The 16,725-nt window shown below is 74.6% G+C and carries 12 protein-coding genes; 8 read left to right on the top strand and 4 right to left on the bottom strand.

Going from position 1 to position 16,725, the window contains the following annotated elements; translation table 11 throughout:
• Window position 1: 1 nt before the first annotated feature.
• The gene (locus AB1460_RS07135) at window positions 2-5,221 is read right to left on the bottom strand and encodes an AAA domain-containing protein (RefSeq protein WP_368959804.1); all 5,220 of its coding nucleotides are present in this window, start codon (window positions 5,219-5,221) and stop codon (window positions 2-4) included.
• Between the two features lie 241 nt (window positions 5,222-5,462).
• On the opposite strand from AB1460_RS07135, the gene AB1460_RS07130 reads away from it, so the two are divergent.
• On the top strand, window positions 5,463-6,089 hold the full coding sequence (locus AB1460_RS07130) for a precorrin-8X methylmutase (RefSeq protein ID WP_368959803.1): 627 nt from the start codon (window positions 5,463-5,465) through the stop codon (window positions 6,087-6,089).
• Between the two features lie 89 nt (window positions 6,090-6,178).
• The gene (locus tag AB1460_RS07125) at window positions 6,179-7,330 is read left to right on the top strand and encodes a cobalt-precorrin-5B (C(1))-methyltransferase (RefSeq protein WP_368959802.1); all 1,152 of its coding nucleotides are present in this window, start codon (window positions 6,179-6,181) and stop codon (window positions 7,328-7,330) included.
• A 109-nt stretch (window positions 7,331-7,439) separates the two neighbouring features.
• Here AB1460_RS07125 and AB1460_RS07120 read toward each other — a convergent pair whose 3' ends face one another.
• Window positions 7,440-7,775 carry a DUF6011 domain-containing protein gene (locus tag AB1460_RS07120; RefSeq protein WP_368959801.1) on the bottom strand — a complete coding sequence of 112 codons (336 nt, stop codon included), beginning with the start codon at window positions 7,773-7,775 and terminating at the stop codon, window positions 7,440-7,442.
• A 308-nt stretch (window positions 7,776-8,083) separates the two neighbouring features.
• Here AB1460_RS07120 and AB1460_RS07115 point away from each other — a divergent pair, with 308 nt between their 5' ends.
• Window positions 8,084-9,199, top strand: a complete 1,116-nt coding sequence (locus AB1460_RS07115; protein ID WP_420497210.1) for a phosphotransferase enzyme family protein — start codon at window positions 8,084-8,086, stop codon at window positions 9,197-9,199.
• Window positions 9,200-9,472: 273 nt separating this feature from the next.
• On the top strand, window positions 9,473-10,810 hold the full coding sequence (locus AB1460_RS07110) for an ATP-dependent 6-phosphofructokinase (RefSeq protein WP_368959800.1): 1,338 nt from the start codon (window positions 9,473-9,475) through the stop codon (window positions 10,808-10,810).
• 49 nt (window positions 10,811-10,859) lie between these two features.
• On the opposite strand, the gene AB1460_RS07105 is transcribed toward AB1460_RS07110, so the two are convergent.
• On the bottom strand, window positions 10,860-12,749 hold the full coding sequence (locus AB1460_RS07105) for an alkaline phosphatase D family protein (RefSeq protein WP_368959799.1): 1,890 nt from the start codon (window positions 12,747-12,749) through the stop codon (window positions 10,860-10,862).
• A 154-nt stretch (window positions 12,750-12,903) separates the two neighbouring features.
• Here AB1460_RS07105 and AB1460_RS07100 point away from each other — a divergent pair, with 154 nt between their 5' ends.
• Window positions 12,904-13,671 carry a proline dehydrogenase gene (locus AB1460_RS07100; RefSeq protein ID WP_368959798.1) on the top strand — a complete coding sequence of 256 codons (768 nt, stop codon included), beginning with the start codon at window positions 12,904-12,906 and terminating at the stop codon, window positions 13,669-13,671.
• Between the two features lie 91 nt (window positions 13,672-13,762).
• Here AB1460_RS07100 and AB1460_RS07095 read toward each other — a convergent pair whose 3' ends face one another.
• Window positions 13,763-14,113, bottom strand: coding sequence for a hypothetical protein (locus AB1460_RS07095; RefSeq protein WP_368959797.1), 351 nt, complete (start codon window positions 14,111-14,113; stop codon window positions 13,763-13,765).
• 372 nt (window positions 14,114-14,485) lie between these two features.
• Here AB1460_RS07095 and AB1460_RS07090 point away from each other — a divergent pair, with 372 nt between their 5' ends.
• The 3 genes from AB1460_RS07090 (at window position 14,486) to AB1460_RS07080 (ending at window position 16,699) form a co-directional block, all read left to right on the top strand.
• Window positions 14,486-15,451: a TerB family tellurite resistance protein gene (locus AB1460_RS07090; protein ID WP_368959796.1), complete on the top strand. Its 966-nt coding sequence runs from the start codon at window positions 14,486-14,488 to the stop codon at window positions 15,449-15,451.
• Between the two features lie 62 nt (window positions 15,452-15,513).
• Window positions 15,514-15,966: an NUDIX domain-containing protein gene (locus AB1460_RS07085; protein WP_368959795.1), complete on the top strand. Its 453-nt coding sequence runs from the start codon at window positions 15,514-15,516 to the stop codon at window positions 15,964-15,966.
• Between the two features lie 43 nt (window positions 15,967-16,009).
• Window positions 16,010-16,699 (top strand): AIM24 family protein, encoded by a 690-nt coding sequence (locus tag AB1460_RS07080; protein ID WP_071085137.1) that lies wholly within the window; start codon window positions 16,010-16,012, stop codon window positions 16,697-16,699.
• The last annotated feature ends 26 nt before the right edge of the window (window positions 16,700-16,725 follow it).

The raw sequence follows: 16,725 nt of genomic DNA, 5'->3' as shown, positions 1-16,725 counted from the left end.
CCTAGAGGGTAGCTTCGCCGCTGCCGCCCGCGGCCCGGTCGGCGTGGCCGGCGTGGCCGGCGTGGCCGGCGTGGCCGGGGCGCAGCAACCGGGCCACCGAGCCGTACCGCCGGGCGGCCTCCGACTCCGCCGGGAAGTACTGGACCAGCCCGTGCGCCGCGCCGGCCCCCGGCGTACCGGGCCCGCCGGTCCCGGACCGTGCGCTGACCGGCTGGTCCTGGGCGCGATCCACAGCGCGCAGGACGGCCTGTGCCTCCCGCTGGGTCAGCCAGAGGATCCGGCGGCCACCGGCTCCGGGGTTGGCGCGGGGGCGCAGCACGACAGCGGCCTCGGGGGCGAACTCGGTGTCGCCCGGCGCGGAACCGTGGGCCGGGGCGGCCGGAGACCAACGATCACAGGGGTCGATGGCGATGACCCGGGCGCGGCCACCTGTCGCGCTGATCGGCACGTCCCGGGCGAGGGCGAGCGCGGCGAGGACGGCCTCGGCCTCCTCTCGGCGCACCCATCCCGCGTGGCGGAATCCGCTCGGTAGGTCGATCGTCGGCCCGGCCCCGGCCCCGGGGGCGGGGGCGGGGGCGACCGGCGGGACGGGCCGTTGCCCGGGTACCGCCGGCCTGGTGGTGGCCGGCGCGGTCGACAGCGCCCCGGACGGAGCGGGCGTGCGGACTGGACCTGGCAGCGGCGTCGGCGAGGGAGCCGGGAGGGGCGACGGAGCGGGAACCGGAACAGGCGTGGGCGCCGGTGCGGGGCGGATGCCCATCTGGTCGAGCCGGTGCCAGAGGCCCTCGAGCGTGCGGGTGGGCTGCCGGTAGAACTCGGAACCCCTGATCCGCCAGAAGGTCCAGCCGAGCCGTTCGAGGATCCGCTGGCGGCGCAGGTCGGCCTCCCACTGGTCGGGGCCGTGGTAGCGGTCGCCGTCGCACTCGACGGCGAGCCGGTTGGACTCGCCTTCGACGACCAGGTCGATCCGGAACCGCCCCACCGGATGCTGCGGGCGCACCCGGTAGCCGCGGGCCAGGATCTCGCGCAGGACGGCCCGTTCGAACTCGCTCTCGCACAGGTCGACGAGCCGGGTGACCTCCCGCGCGGCCGGCGCCGCGTACATGTACTCGATCAGCTGGCGGCGGACGTCGTCGTCGCGCAGCGTCTCGGGTGCCACGGTGTGGAACACCCAGAGCTGGTCACGGGCCCGGCTCGCCGCCACGTTCACCCGTTGCATGTCGCGCCGCCGGGTCGCCGCCGAGCGGTTGTCGTCGGCGACGACGGACAGGAAGATCACGTCGCGTTCGTCGCCCTGGAACTGGTACGGGTCGCCGACGCGGATCCGGCGCCGGACGTACTCCTCCTCGCCCAGCTTCTCGACCAGGCTGTGCTCGATCAGCCGCGGCTGGCCGGCGCCGAGCAGGGTCACGACTCCGAAGGTCATGCCGTCATAGGCGGGATCGGCGCAGCAGGCGATGATCTGGTCGACGACGGCGCCCGCCTCCACCTCGTTGGCGTCGCCGAAACGGCCCGGCGCCCGGCCCCCGCCCGCGACCCGGACAGGGCGCAGCGCCGGCCCGACCGTGACCCGCGGTGTCTCCCGCAGCGGCAGGATCTGGTGGTCGTAGAACCGGTTCGAGAAGCCGATGATCTCGGGCAGGCAGCGGAAGTGCTCCTTGAGCACCACCGTCCGCGGGAAGACCCGGGCCGCGGTGTCGTAGAGGCTGGCCTCGACATCCAGCAGCGAGCGGTGGGCGACGTCGGGCAGGTGATCCTCGATCAGGGTGAACACCCGCTCCCGCGGGATGCCGACGGCGGACGGGCTGGTCTGCTGGTCGTCGCCGACGACGACGGCCTTGCGGCCGAGGCTCAGCACGCCGAGCGAGAGCACGTCGCACTGGCTGGACTCGTCGACGATGACGACGTCGAACGGGTCGTTCACCCGAGGATCGAAGCTCTCCATCACCCGGTGGATCGGCATGATCCAGATCGGGACGGCACCCATCGCCGCGGTCATGTGGGTGCGGGCCTCGGCCCGCCACCGGCCGGCGAACCGGCCCGTTCCCTTGCCGACGCGGCTGAGTGCCTGGACCCATCCGGTGAGTGCCTGGCGCTGTTCCGAGCCGAGGTTGCGGGCGAGCGCGAGTCGGGCCGAGCGGCGGGCCACGTCGAGCACGAGGCGGCGACCGGCCTCGGTCGAGGCGTCCAGGCGTCGTTGCAGGGCCGGGATGTCCGCGCCGGCGTGCAGGTCGGCGAGCCAGGTCTCGGCCTGGCGCCACCGCCACAGCGCTGCCAGCTGTTCGGGATCTCCGCAGATCGCCGGGTCCGCGCCGGTGGACAGCACCCGGGCGGCCCAGCGGGGGGCCGCGACGGCGAGGCGCTCGGCCAGCTCGACGCGACGGTCGACCGCGGGCCGTAGCCCCCGCAGCCGGGCGGCGGTGTCGAGCGCACGCGCCCAGCCGGCCAGATCCCGGCGGGAGAGCGTGTCGCCGAGCTCCGTCCACAGCGGGCTGGCCGCCGCCGCGGCGCGGCCGGCCCGCACCTGTTCGGTGAGCCCGGTGAGTTCCGCCTGCGCCGCCTGCTGGGCGATCCGGGTGCCGGCGAGACCGAGCAGGTCGGCGTGGCGGAGCAGGTCGGCGGAACTCGGGCGGGGCGGCACCTCCCGGAACAGGGCGGCCAGCCGGGCCGCCAGCTCCCGGCCGGGACCCGCCTCCCAGACCAGCGCGGACGTCATCCGGTCGCTGGCCGCGTCCAGCGCGGGAAGCACGGCGAACGCCGCCTGCGCCGGACTGCCGGCACCTGGACCGCCGCCTCCCGGACCGCCGCCTCCCGGACCATCGGTGCCATAGCCGCCGGTGGTGCCTGGGTCGATGCCGAGCCCGTCGGTGATGGGAGGGGCGCCTAGCTGGCCGGCCACGTCCGTGTAGCGGCCGAGGACGGCGCTGACCCGAAGCCGGCCGGTGATCGCGGCGGCGGCGACATCCAGGTCTTCGACAGTCCGCGCCGGGTAGCCGTCGATGTGGAGCTGGTCGGCGAAGTCGCGGAGCTCCCGCCCGCCGAAGCGGGGCAGGCCGCGGCCGGCGGCGAAGCGGGTGCGCAGCTCGCCGAGCAGGTCCAGCTGGGCCCGGGGGTCGCCGGCGGGAAGGTCGACGCGGTGCCCGAAGAGCGCTCCCCGCAGGGCGTGCAGGTCGGCGACCGCTGCCGCGAGCTCCTGCGCCTGCACCCGCCAGAAGTCGGCCAGCCGGGGCGAGGAGGCGCACTGGTCGCGCAGGGTCACCAGCCACGGCTCCTCCAGCGGGCCGAGCTCCGCGGCGCCCGCCAGGACCTCGGCGCGCAGTGCGGCGATCCCGGCGTCGCCGAGCCGGTCGACCGCCGCGGAGGCCAGCCCGGCCCGCTCGCCGTCGGCCACCTCCGCGTCGAGCCGGTCCAGCCGGTCGAACAGGGCCGCCAACGGGCCGGCGCCGGGCAGCGCGGCCGGGTCCGGCAGCGCCTGGCCGGCGGCGGTGGCCTCCGCCTCGGGTATGCCGCGGGCCAGCGCGAACAGCTCGGCGAGCTCGTCGGGCCGCAGCGGCGGCGGCGTGTCGGGGTCGAGCCGGTCCGGCACGGCGCCGAGGGCGGCCTCGTTGGCCGCGAGCCACTCGGAGACGCCCGCGGCCCGCACCCGGCCGTGCGGAAGATCGAACTCGTGCTCCTCGCCGCGCAGCAGCTCGACGAGGTCCAGCTCCAGCGCCCTGGTCCGGGATCGCACCGCGTCGAGCTCCGCCGCGAGCCGCTCGACCTGGCGGGCCTCCCGGGCGAGATCCACGTCGCCGACCGCGGACTGGATCTCCACGACGGACGCCCGCAGCTGCTCGATGTGGGCCTGGCTGGAACCGAGAACCGCCACGGACAGGTGCCGCAGCTCGGCGGGAATCTTCTCCTGCAGGACGACCAGGGCCTGCTCGTCCTGCGCGGTGACGAGCACGCGGCGCCCGTGCGCCACGAGATGACACACCAGGTTCGCGATGGTGTGGCTCTTCCCGGTGCCCGGCGGGCCCTGCACGGTGACGCCGCGCGCGGTCGCGAGCTGTGCGGCGACCCGTTCCTGGTCGTCGTTGGTCGGCAGCGGCATGAGCAGCCGAGCGCCGGTGGCGGCCCACCCGTCGTCGGCCCCGTCCGGACCGCCGGGGTGCCCCGGCCCCACTCCGCCTGCGCCCAGGTCGCCGCGGCCGGGCCCGTCCCAGCCGCTGTGGGCGTCGCCGAGGGCCTCCGCCACCAGCGACTCCGTGGCGACGACGGCCGCCACCGCCTCGGGCAGGAAGTCGCGCTCGGCCATCGCCTCCCGAAGCTCGCTGTAGAAACGGGCGCCGGTCGTCGGCCGCGGGCGCAGGAACAGTGCCCAGGTGTCGACGACCCGGGCACTGGGCCCGGGCGGCGGCAGGTCGGGCCCGTCGAGGACCGCCGCGTCCAGCCCGAGCGGGGCGGCCAGCTGGGCGTGCAGCTGGGCGAGCTCGGCAGGCTCCCAGACGTCCGGCGGGCTGGTGCGCAGCCGGTCGCGCAGGGCGGGCAGCTCGCGCAGCTCCGGCGCCTCCAGGCCGCGCACCGGGTCGGTCTCCACCGAGGTGGTGCCGTCGACCAGCACCCGGATGACGCCGTCGTCCTGGTCGACGTCCAGCCGGACCGGGGTGATCAGCAGGGGGTGTTCGACGATGACCTGCTCGCCCCCGGCGGCGGCGACCCGCCAGCTGAGCAGCGAATGGCCCCACACGAGCTGCAGGCCGGTGGTGTCGTGGCTGTGGCGCAGCCGCAGGTCGAACAGCCGCTCGTAGAGACCACGCGCGGCATACGCGGCGCGGGCGGCGGGCGCCCAGGGCTGCCACGCCTCCCGGAGCCAGCGGTCGTGGGCCCGGGTGACGGCCTCCGGATCGTCCCCCCGCTGCGCGGCCCGCTCGCGCAGGTCGGCGGGCAGGGCAGGCGGCAGGTCGGGCCGGACGTCCACCCCGCCCAGGTAGGCGTACAGCGCGCGGGGGATCCGCGGCGGTACGGGAGCCGAGACCTTGCCCACCTCCAGCCAGCTCTCCCGCGTCTGCCCGGGACCCAGCTTCACCTGGGGGTGGGACGGCACGTCACGGGGCAGCACCGGCGCCGGGTCGTACTCGGCCAGCCGGCGCCGCGGGGCGCCGCGCAGATCGGTGGCGAGGGCGGCCAGATAGTCCAGCAGACGCAGGGACCGGCTTTTGACCTGGTCGAGGGCGGGCATCGGCTCCTCCGGCAAGTGGGTCAGGTGGCGCGGAGCTCCCGCCGGCCACACAAGGGCGGGCTGGCGGGACACCGCGACGATACGGCTCCGGTCGGACAGAACCCTCGCGCTCGCCGACCCGGCCGCGCCGCACGCCGCGCTCCGGGCCGCACCCCGCGCCGCCGCGCCAGGTGCGCCCCGGCGACCTGCCCGCATATGCTCCGGAGGTGTACGCCCGTCCGCTCTGCCCGGCCGCCGCGCGATGACCGGCTATCTGCGGGACGCCGCCGAGATCTACCGCGAGTCGTTCGCGACGATCCGCGCCGAGGCGGACCTGCGCAGCCTGCCGGCGGACATCGCCCGGGTGGCCGTGCGCATGATCCACGCCTGCGGGATGGTCGATCTCACCGACGACATCGGCTGCTCCGCGGGTGTCGCGACCGCCGCGCGGTCAGCGCTTGTCGGCGGCGCACCGGTGCTGTGCGACACCGAGATGGTCGCCGCCGGCGTCATCCGCCGTCGGTTGCCGGCGGGTAACGCCGTGATCTGCACTCTCTCCGACCCGCGGGTGCCCGAGATCGCCCGCCGGGCGGGCACCACCCGCTCCGCGGCCGCGGTCGAGCTGTGGCAGGACCATCTCGGTGGCGCCGTCGTGGTCGTCGGCAACGCGCCGACGGCGCTGTACCGCCTGCTCGAACTGGTCGAAGGCGGTGCGCCCCGGCCCGCGGCGGTCATCGGTGTCCCGGTCGGCTTCGTCGGTGCCGCGGAGTCCAAGGAAGCCCTCGCGAGTTCTCCGAGCGGGCTTGAGTACCTGGTGGTGCGCGGGCGCCGCGGCGGCAGCGCGATCGCCGCCGCCGCGGTGAACGCCCTCGCGCTCGACGCGGACTGACCCGCCCGATGGGCGGCGGACCAGCCCGGGAAGCCGCCGGGCACCAGCCCGGTGAACCAGCACCGGGTGAACCAGCACCCGGCGATCAGATGCCTGGCGAACCGGCGCCCGGCGGGGCCCGCCGGCGGCCCGGGCCCGACCGGGGCGCGCTGCGGTACGGCTGGACCACCGGCGCCTGCGCGACCGCCGCGACGACGGCCGCGTACACGGCCCTGCTGACCGGCGACTTCCCCGACCCGGTGACGATCACCCTGCCTGGCGGTGCGCGGCCGGCCTTCGCGCTGGCCCGCGAGGCGCTCCGGCCCGGCTGGGCCACCGCCTCCGTCGTCAAGGACGCCGGGGACGACCCCGACGTCACCCACGGCGCCGTGGTGACCGCCGTGGTGCGGCCCGGTAGGCCGGGCAGCGGTGTGGTGTTCCGTGCCGGTGCCGGGGTGGGCACGGTGACCAGACCAGGCCTTCCGCTGGCGGTGGGCGAGCCGGCGATCAACCCCGTTCCGCGGCGGATGATGCGCACCGCCGTCGCGGCGGTCGCCGCGCAGCACCCCGAAGCCACCGTGGATGTCGAGATCGAGATCAGTGTGGACGGCGGGGAGGACCTCGCGACCCGCACCTGGAACCCCCGGCTGGGCATTCTCGGTGGGCTGTCGATCCTCGGCACGACCGGGATCGTCGTGCCGTACTCCTGCTCGGCCTGGATCGACAGCATCCGCCGCGGCATCGACGTCGCCCGAGCGGCGGGTCACCGGCGGGTGGCCGCGTGCACCGGCAGCACGTCCGAGCAGGTCGCGCGGGATGTGCTCGGGCTCGCCGACGAGGCCCTGCTCGACATGGGTGACTTCGCCGGCGCCGTCCTGAAGTACCTGCGGCGCCACCCCGTCCCGCAGCTGACGGTCGTGGGCGGGGTCGGCAAGCTGGCGAAGCTCGCCGCGGGCCACCTCGACCTGCACTCGGGCCGTTCCAGCGTCGACCTGGCCGGCCTTGCCGCGCTCGCGCGGGGCGGCGGCGCGGACGCCGATCTCCAGGACCGGGTGCTTCGGGCCAACACCGCGCTCGGCGCGCTGCGGATCTGCCTGGACGACGGCATCGCGCTCGGCGACCTCATCGCCGCCGGCGCGCTGCGCACCGCCCGGGAGATCCTGCGGGAGGCGCCGGTGGACGTCGACGTCCTCGTCATCGACCGGGCCGGCTGCCTGGTGGGCCGGGCGGGGCCCGGCCACCCCGCCAACACACACCACTGACTTTCGCTGGTCCTCCTGACCGTGGCTGCTGGCCGGAAAGCGGCCCGGTGCGGGAACCCCCACGCCGAGTGCGCCGGAGAATTCCCGCGCCGGGCCGCCGACGGCACATTCACGCGGCGATGAGACGCACCGCCGCGACGTGATAGCAGGGCTTTCCGTGAATGCCGGCCATGCAGGTGCACTGGCCGGTGGAGGCGGTGCGGTAGGTGGTGCCGTGATGGCCGACGGTGAGCCAGACCCGCCTGCCTCGCAGCGGTGCGAGGCCGCCGAGCTCGAGCAGTTCGAGGGCATCCTCGACCTGGCGTGGGGTGAAGCCCGGGAGGGCGGGAGCTGCCCGGCGAAAGTGCCGGGTGCAGTCGGGGCCGAAGCCGGTGGCGACGCTGGGCGGGCTGGTGAGGGCTCGCCCGCAGCGCAGGCAGAAGGTGGCGGAGGTGGGAACTTCCATATCGGCTCCCCTCAATGTGCAACTATCCAATGATATCTCGCCAGAGGCTGGTCGGGGGGGTTTTCGGTCGCCCTGGGAGTGGTATTCGGCGGGAACCCGGGCACACTGCCCGCCCCTTCCGGGAAGGCCCCGCGATACCTCGGCGACAACGGATTCCGCCGGACGGGCGGTGCCTTCGGCCGGTGGTTCGGCCGGTGCTCCGGCCGAAGGAGGCGGTACCGGGCCGCGGCGGACGGCGTGATCGCGGCACTAACCTCTGGGCGTCGACGGCGGGCACCGGCCGCGCCGCGCGGGCTGAGGGAGGACAGGTGGGTGTGGGGTCTGGCAGTGGCGCCGACCAGGTGGTCACCGGAGAGCTGCTGGATCTCGCCGGGCTGCTCGGCGACGTCCTCGCCGCCTACGATCTCGGGCCGGCCCCGGTCGCCGTCCTGCACACCATCTCGGAGAACCTGACGTACCGGGTGGAGGACCCGTCCAGCGGGCGCCGGTGGGCCCTGCGGCTGCACCGGCCCGGTTACCACGGCGCTGCCGAGATCGCCGCCGAGCTGGCCTGGGTGGAGGCGCTGCGGGCCGAGGGGGTCGTAGCCACGCCGCCGGTGGTGCGCAACCGGGCCGGATCGGCGCTGACCACCGTCCGGTCGGGCCCGGCGGCCCGGCACGGCGTGCTCTTCGCCTGGGTCGAGGGCACCGCGCCGGAACCCGGCGACGACGCGGCGCTGGTGTCGTCCTTCGGTGTTCTCGGCGACATGGCGGGCCGTCTGCACGGGCATGCGGGGCGCTGGCCGCGGCCGGTCGGCTTCCGCCGGTTCTCCTGGTCGTGGCGGACGACGTTGGGGCCGGCCGGGCGCTGGGGGAGCTGGCGGGCGGGCGTGGCAGCCGCACTGGGTGCCGAGGCGGGGCCGGTCCTGGCGGTGCTGGAGCCGGCGGCGGAGGCGATCGAGCGCCGACTCGCGGCCTACGGTGAGGGCGCCGACCGAGCCGGCCTGATCCATGCCGACATGCGGCTGGCCAACCTCCTGATCGGGTCACCGGCGCCCGGGAGCGGCAGCGGTGGCAGCGGCAGCAGCGGTGGCGGCAGCGGCGGTGTGATCCATCTGCTCGACTTCGACGACTGCGGCTTCGGCTGGTTCCTCTACGATCTCGCGGCCGCGCTGTCCTTCATCGAGCACAGCCCGGTGCTGCCCGGTCTGGTCGGTGCCTGGCTGGACGCCTACCAGGCCCATCGGCGGCTCGACCCGTCCGACCGGGGGATGGTGCCGACGCTGGTCCTGCTGCGTCGGCTGCTGCTCGTCGGCTGGCTCGGCACCCACCCCCACTCCGATGCCGTGCCCGACCCCGCCGCCTACGCGCGGGACAGCGCGGAGCTGGCCCGGCGCTATCTCGCTGGCGAGTTCCTGCCAGAGCTCGCGTCGGGGCGGCCCTGAGGGGAATGGACCTGAAGGAGGAGCAGGTCCCCGGGTCGCCCCGGAGTCGTCCGCGGGCTGTCCGGCGCGCCCTCGGTGACCAGCCGCCCACCGTTCGCGGCGGTTGTGAGCGGATGTCCAGCACATGATGGCCGGGTTGCCCGATCGACGGCGCTCCTGGGGGAGACGTCCGGACCGGTACGCTCGGTCCGGGAAAGCGGGAGGAGCTGGGGCGATCGTGGTCCGATCCAGTCGGGCGTCGGGTGGCCGCGGCGGTGTCGGAATCGGGGGGCCGTGGAAGAGCCGCTGACCATCGAGGGCGCTGAGCTGGAGGTTCGCACCCTCGGTCCGTGCCGGATCGACTCACCCCTGCTGCCACTGCTGGGGGAGCGCCCGACCACGCAGCACTACATCGACGAGGGTGACAAGGTCCTCCTCGACGACACCCTGACGATGATCTCGTCCCGGAAGGTCCCGCTGGACGAGCTGCCGGGCTTCGAGCCCGCCGGCCCACGGCGCAAGATCTACTTCGACCCGTCCAAGACGCGGGTGGGCATCGTGACCTGCGGCGGGCTGTGCCCGGGGCTGAACAACGTGATCCGCGGCCTGGTCCTGGAGCTGACCAACCACTACGGCGTCAACCGGATCTTCGGTTTCCGGCACGGCTACCAGGGCTTCATCGCCAAGTACGGGCACAGCGTCGTCGACCTCACCCCGGAGCGGGTGGCGCACATCGACGAGGACGGCGGCACGATCCTCGGCACCTCGCGCGGCCAGCAGGATCCCGACGAGATCGTCGACTGCCTGTCCCGGATGAACATCAACATCCTGTTCGTGATCGGTGGGGACGGCACGCTGCGCGGCGCGCGCGCGATCTCCCGGGTGGTCGCCGAGCGCGGGGAGAAGATCGCCGTCGTCGGTATCCCGAAGACCATCGACAACGACATCCCCTACATCGACCAGAGCTTCGGGTTCCAGACCGCGTTCGCGAAGGCCGCGGAGTCGATCCGGGCGGCGTCCGCCGAGGCGACCTCGGCTCCCGGCGGGGTCGGCATCGTCCGGCTGATGGGCCGGCACTCCGGGTTCATCGCCTGCTACGCGACGCTCGCCAAGAGCGACGCCGACGTCGTCCTCATCCCCGAGCTGCCGTTCACCCTGGAGGGGGAGCGGGGCCTGCTCACCTACCTGCGCCACCGGGTCGAGAAGCGGGGCCACGCGGTGGTCGTCGTCGCGGAGGGCGCGGGGCAGGACCTGGTCACCGGCCTGCCCGAGTCCTCGGACGCCTCCGGCAACCGCAAGCTCTTCGACATCGGCCCGGAGCTGTCGCGGCGCATCACGGACCACTTCGCCGAGCACGGCACCGAGCTCAACCTCAAGTACATCGACCCCAGCTACCACATCCGCAGCGTGCAGGCGAATCCGTACGACAACGTCTACACGATCCGGCTGGCGCACGCGGCCGTGCACGCGGCGATGTCCGGGCGCACGGAGATGGTCGTCGGGCGCTGGCGGCGCCGGTTCATCCACATGCCGATCGCGCTCGCCGTCAGCCACCGCAACCAGGTCGATCCCGCCGGCGACCTGTGGATGTCGGTGCTGGAGGCCACCGGTCAGCCGTACCGCTTCGGCTGACCGGCCGGCCCCCGCCCGGTCACGGGCACCACGCGTCCGACGCCGAGCACTACGCGTTCTCGGGCCGGCTCTCACCAGGCCGCGCGGTGAGACTCACCCGCAGGACCTCGTCCAGGCCGCCCGGCTCACCGTCCGGCTCGGTCTTCTCCAGGACCATGGACGCCGCCCGCCCGTCGAGGATCAGCGTCGCGAGCTGGCTGTCGAACCACGGCCCGTGCGGGATGGACCAGGTGACGGCCATGTCGCGGACACCGACGAGGCGCGCGAGCAGACCGGACACGCCGGCGGGCAGGCCGCGGCGGGACATCGCGTCGACCCGCCTGACTCCCGGCCCCAGCGGATTGCGGAACGGGGAGCACACCGCCTGCCAGACCGGCGCGGAGTTCCTGGCCGTGGTCGCCCGGGCCAGGTAGGCGTGGTGCACATCCCCCGACAGGACCACGACACTGGCGGGCGCGGGGCCGTGCTCCCCGGCGGCGACCGCGTGCAGCAGCTCCGTCATCTGGCCGAAGGACCGGCCGAACGCCGCCCAGTGCTCCAGGTCGACCGCCTGCCGCATGCGCTCGGCCTGGCGGGCGACGACCCGGCCGAACCGGCCGGAGGCCAGCCGTTCGCTCACCGTCTCGACATGGTGGATCGTCGGGGTGAGCAGGTACGGCACCGATGTTCCCAGCAGCAGGTGGTCGACCTCCCCCGTCTGGGCGGTCTGTGCTCGGATCCAGGCCCATTCCGCGTCGTGGACCATCGCCCTGGTCCCGTCGGGTGCGACGATCCGGCTCAGGCGCGAGTCGATGACGACCAGGCGGGTGCGCCCGAGATCCCACCGATAGCTCCAGCGGGGCGGGGCGGGTGGCTGTGACCAGTCCGGGTCCGGGGAGCCCTCGGCGGTTGCGGGGGGTGCACCGGCCCGCGCCGGGCCGGCGGCGAGCGCCCCGAGATCCGGCAGCCGGTCGACCCGGCGGGCGAGGTCACGGACAAGGCTCTCACCGTCGGCGGGGCCGTCCGGTGCGGTGACCGCGGCGAAGACCGGGTCGGCGTCCCGGGTCTCCGGGTCGAGGTTGCCCAGGAACTGGTAGAGCCAGTAGGCCATGATGCCGCTGGTGATCCGGGTGTCCCACCAGGGCTGCGCGCGGATCTCCGCCCGCCAGGCCGCCGAGATGTTCCAGTCGTCGCGGACGTCGTGGTCGTCGGCGACCATGGCGGTGGGGATCGTCGAGAGCAGCCACCGGATCTCCGGCTGGGACCAGGCCTCCTGGTAGAGCCACGCGTACTCGGTGAAGTCCGCGATCTCCTCACCCGGCGGCACCGTCACGTCGCGGTGGGCCCGGATCCGCGCGGCCGTCGCCGGGGACACGTGGTCGGCGTAGACCTGGTCGCCGAGCAGGAGCAGCGCGTCCGGCCAGGTCCGCGGCGGCGTCTTGGCCATCCGCAGCGCGAGCGCATGCAGCGCGTCGGTGCCGAGGCCCTGCGGGTCCTCGCCGGGGGAGAGGGTGTACGGGTGGGCCTGCGGCGCTGTCACGCGGCACGACCCGAAGACCAGGCGGACGGGTTGCCCGGCCCCGACAGGCCTGAGCAGGCTGGGCGGCTGGCTGCTCCCCGGCTCCGGCCAGACCTGTACCGCACCGGCGGGTGTCTCCGGTTCCGGCACCGATTCCGTTTCCGCCCCCGGTTCCGTCTCCGTCGGTGCCGGGGAGGGCCCGGCCGGGGCGGGTTCCAGCGGGGCGAGCCAGACCTCGTACGGGTAGGTCGTCCCGCCCACCAGGCCGGAGACCACCACAAGCGCGACATGGTGGCCCGCGACGGTGAAGGTGGGCGCTGCCGCGTGTGGCCCGTTCAGGGCCCGGATCTCGACGGTGCAGGGCTCGTCGGTCTCCACCCACACTGTGGCGCGGCGGTCGTCGGCGTACCGGTGCAGGGGGCCGAGGAGGAGGGTGGTCATAGTCCTACTTTCGTGCTGCGCCCGCGGGACCGCCCAACGGGGGGGAGGGTGCCGTGCGCCGGCACCGCCCGGCCAGGCGATGTGCCGGCTCGGTTGGACAGCGCCGAGCGACTACGTGAGGCTACATAATGTGTCCAGACAGTCACGATCGTGGATGGTTGCTGGCGGCATGCTCGGGCGCCTCGGGCTCGGTGCCGGCCCGATCGATGCCCTCACCCGGGCGGCGCGGGTCGCCGACGCGCGGGTCCTGGCGACGATCGACCGGATGGGCGAGCCCGCCGCCGACGTCCCGGCCGCCGAAGCCGCGACGGGTTCGTACCTCACCCTGCTCGACCTGGCCGACCGCGCCGGTATCGCCGAGGATCTCGACCTCAGCCTGCGGCTGCCGACGGTCGGTCAGCAGATGCCGCGCAACGGAGGGAAGATCGCCTACGAGAACGCGGCGGAGATCTGCGCGCGGGCCGCGGCGCTCGGCGCGACCGTCACGCTGGCGGCGCCCGGCTCGGCGGCCGTCGACGCCGCGCTGGCGACGCTGGCCGAGCTGCGCCGGGATGTCCCGACGACCGGAGTGACCCTGTGCGCCACCCTCGCGCGCACTCCCGCGGACTGCCGGGATCTGGCCCGATCGGGGGCCCGCGTGCGCCTGCGCTCCGGCGCGCCGGGCGGAGCCGGCGGACGGCAGTACGCGGTCTGCGTCGGCATTCTCATGGCCGGGTCGGGCTATCCCATGATCGCTACCCGGGATCCTCGGCTTCTCGCGCTCACCACCCGGCTGGCGGTGCACGTCGGGCGCCGGCGGGACAGCTTCGAGCTGCAGACCGTGCGCGGCACACCGGGCCGGCTGCACCGGCGGCTGGCCGCGGACGGCTACCGGACCAGGATCCGTGCCGCCTACGGACCCGTGCCGCCCGGTCGGGGCTGACAGAACCCGGGGGACCTGCCGGTGCACGGCCTGGCGGCACGGGAGAACCGTCAGCATCGGATGACCGTCGGGGTGGGAGGAACCGGCTGCCCTAGAGGGGGACGGACTCGCCCTCGGTCCGGGTACCCGGGTGCAGCAGTGCCTCGGGGATCACGGCGGGGGCGTGGGCCTGGCCGCGTCCGCGGCAGGTCCGGCAACGGCGCCGGTAGGTGGTCCGGCCGCGCCCGTAGAAGGCGCGCCCCTCACCGCGGCACTCCGGACAGATCCCGACTCCCGGCCGCGACCGGGGAGCGCCGGTCTGCGCGGCGGCGAGCACGCCGGCCGCGAGCGCCACCAGTACCACCAGCGCCACTGCCCAGACCGCACCCCCGAAGCCGGTGACCAGGGCAAGCCCTACCGCCACCACGATGACGAAGACCGCTGTTCCGATGACCGCACGCATGGCGCACCGTCCCTTCATGGTGCCTGGGTGGGAGGTCCGGACCCGCCCGCCGCGGCTCGCGGGCGCCCGCCGCGGCCACCCATCGTGGTGACCGTTTCGGGGCGGCGAGCCGGCTTCGCGGCTGGTTGATAGTCCGTACTCGGGTTATTCCCGACATCGGACCACCTACACCCGTTGCGCGGGCGATGTCCGGCGGGCGACACATTGTCGGGTCTCTCACCACCCGCCCGGCCGGACCACGGCCGAGGGGCGTTCCGTTCGTGCCGGGCGCTGCCCGGGCCTCCCCCGTCTGGGGGATGATGGTCTTCGCGGATCGTCCTCGCGGACACCGCGACTCCTCGTCCTCGGCCCCGTCGGGAGGTACCCCCCGCGATGTCCACGCCTGCCCTCATGCGGCTTGAGGCCCGTCTGCTGATCCGGTCCGGTGACAGCGTCCTGCTCGCCCGCCCGTCCGGCGGTGCCTGGCACGAGCTGCCCGGCGGCCCGGTCCCGCCGGGCGAGGACACCGAACGGGCACTGTCCCGTCAGCTGGGGGCCCTGGCCGCCCGGCTCGTCCCCGGGGCGGGCGGCGCAGCCCCCGCGCCGGCATGGCGCTTCCTGGGGGCCACCGAGCACGCCGGCGACGATCTGGGCACCGCGACGAACCCGGCGGCCGCCGCCCACACCCTGACCGTTCTGTTCACCGTCGACTGGCCCGCCGGGCCTCCCGTGCCGTCCGACTGGCAGGGGCACGATCTGGTCCTGGTCGATGCCGGCCTGCTCGTCGCCACCCGCATCCGGCCGCTGCCGGTCGCCGTGGCGGTGCGCCGGTGGGTCATCGAGGAATGGCCGGTCTGGCGGGGGATGGCCGCGAATGCCGGTGAGGTCGGCCGGCTCGGCCGGCGGCTGTCCGTCGCCTCACTGCGGGCGCAGCTGTCCGCCCGGCGGGAGGATCTGCGCAGCAGCGCGTTCCGGGACGCGGCGGTGGCGATGTGCGCCCTGGTGACCGCCGCCGACGGGAAGATCGACCCGGCGGAGCGGGACGGGCTGCGTGCCTTCGTCGCCAGCGACCCGGTGATGTCGCAGTTCTCGGCCGAGGAGCTGGAAGCGCGCTTCGACGCCCACCTCAGCCGCCTCGTCGAGGACCCGCCCGCCGGCCGCGCGGCGGCGATCGCCGACATCGTCAAGGTCAGGAACCGTCCCGCCGAGGCCGCCGCGGTGATCCACCTGGGCGAGGTCATCGGTCGGATCGACGGCGAGTTCGTCCACAGCGAGCAGGCCGTCGTGCTCGACGCGGTGCACGCCCTCGGCCTCGACGCCGCCGAGTTCGCGCTGCCCGCCGTGGGTAACGCGTCCTGACCCGATCGGATCATCCACCCCCGGCCCCTCCGCCCGCTTCGGATCCCCGCCTTGGAGCACTCATGGTTTCCCCTGCCCCCGTCGAGATCAGCGCTCGGGTGCTGTTCCTCCGCCAGGACCGCGTGCTGCTGGCGAACCGCCGCGGCCAGCCGTGGTTCTACCTGCCCGGTGGGAACGTCGGCCCCGGCGAGACCGTCGAGGCCGCGCTGCGCCGGGAGACCCGGGAACAGGCCGGCCTGGATGTGACGGACCTGGAGTTCATCGGCTGCGCCGAACACGTGTACGTCGAGAACGACGTCCGCTACCAGGAGATCAACGTGCTGTTCGCGGCGGACCTGCCGTGGGGCGCGCAGATCGGCAGCTGGGAGTTCGACGTCGACCTGACCGCGGTCGCGCTGGCGAGCCTGCGTGGTCTCGACCTGCGTCCCGTCAGCCTCCGGGCGGTGATCGACGGCTGGCTCGCCCACCGGCGCCCGACCTGGTACGGAGCTCCGGCGCTGACCGGAACCGGCTGAGCCGCACCGGTTTGTCGTGACGGCCGCCGCCGGGCGGCGTTGAATGGTGTCCGTGAACCAACCACTTGGGCACCATGCGGCGGAGGCGGCCGGTGGGCCGCCGTTCGCGCTCGAGCCGGGTGACCGGATGCTGCGGGTCCGTCTCGACGGCGGCGAGATGTACGCCAAGCAGGGGTCGATGGTCGCCTACCGGGGCAAGGTCGACTTCGCCTACAAGGGCCAGGGGGTGGGCGGCTACCTCCGGCGTGCCGTCACCGGCGAGGGCCAGGACCTGATGCGGGTGAAGGGCCGGGGCACGGTCTGGTTCGCCGAGTCGGGCAGTCACATCTCGATCTTCCACCTGGACAACGACCGCCTCACCGTCAACGGGCGCAGCCTGCTCGCGCTCGAGTCCGGCGTCCGCTACAAGATCACGACGACGTCCGGCGGTCTCGGTGCGATGATCGCGGGCGGCGTGTTCAACACCGAGGTCTCCGGCACCGGCGGCGTCGGCGTCCTCTGCCTGGGCAGCCCGCTGGTACTGCCGACGGACGAGCCCGTCTGCGTCGATCGGGACGCCGCCGTCGCCTGGACGGCGGGCGTGCGCACCCGGGTGATCTCCAGCTTCAAGGTCGGCAACCTGCTCGGCCGGACGTCCGGCGAGCTCGCCCAGATCGAGTACAGCGGGCGCGGTGGCTTCGTGGTCGTCCAGTGCGGCGAGGTGCCGGCCCGGGGCGCCGAGCCGAGTGGCTGACCGCCGGCCCTTCCCCCGGCCCCGGG

This window comes from Parafrankia sp. FMc2 (assembly GCF_041008525.1).
Taxonomy (GTDB): Bacteria; Actinomycetota; Actinomycetes; order Frankiales; family Frankiaceae; genus Parafrankia.
This window is presented reverse-complemented; position numbering and strand designations above follow the sequence as displayed.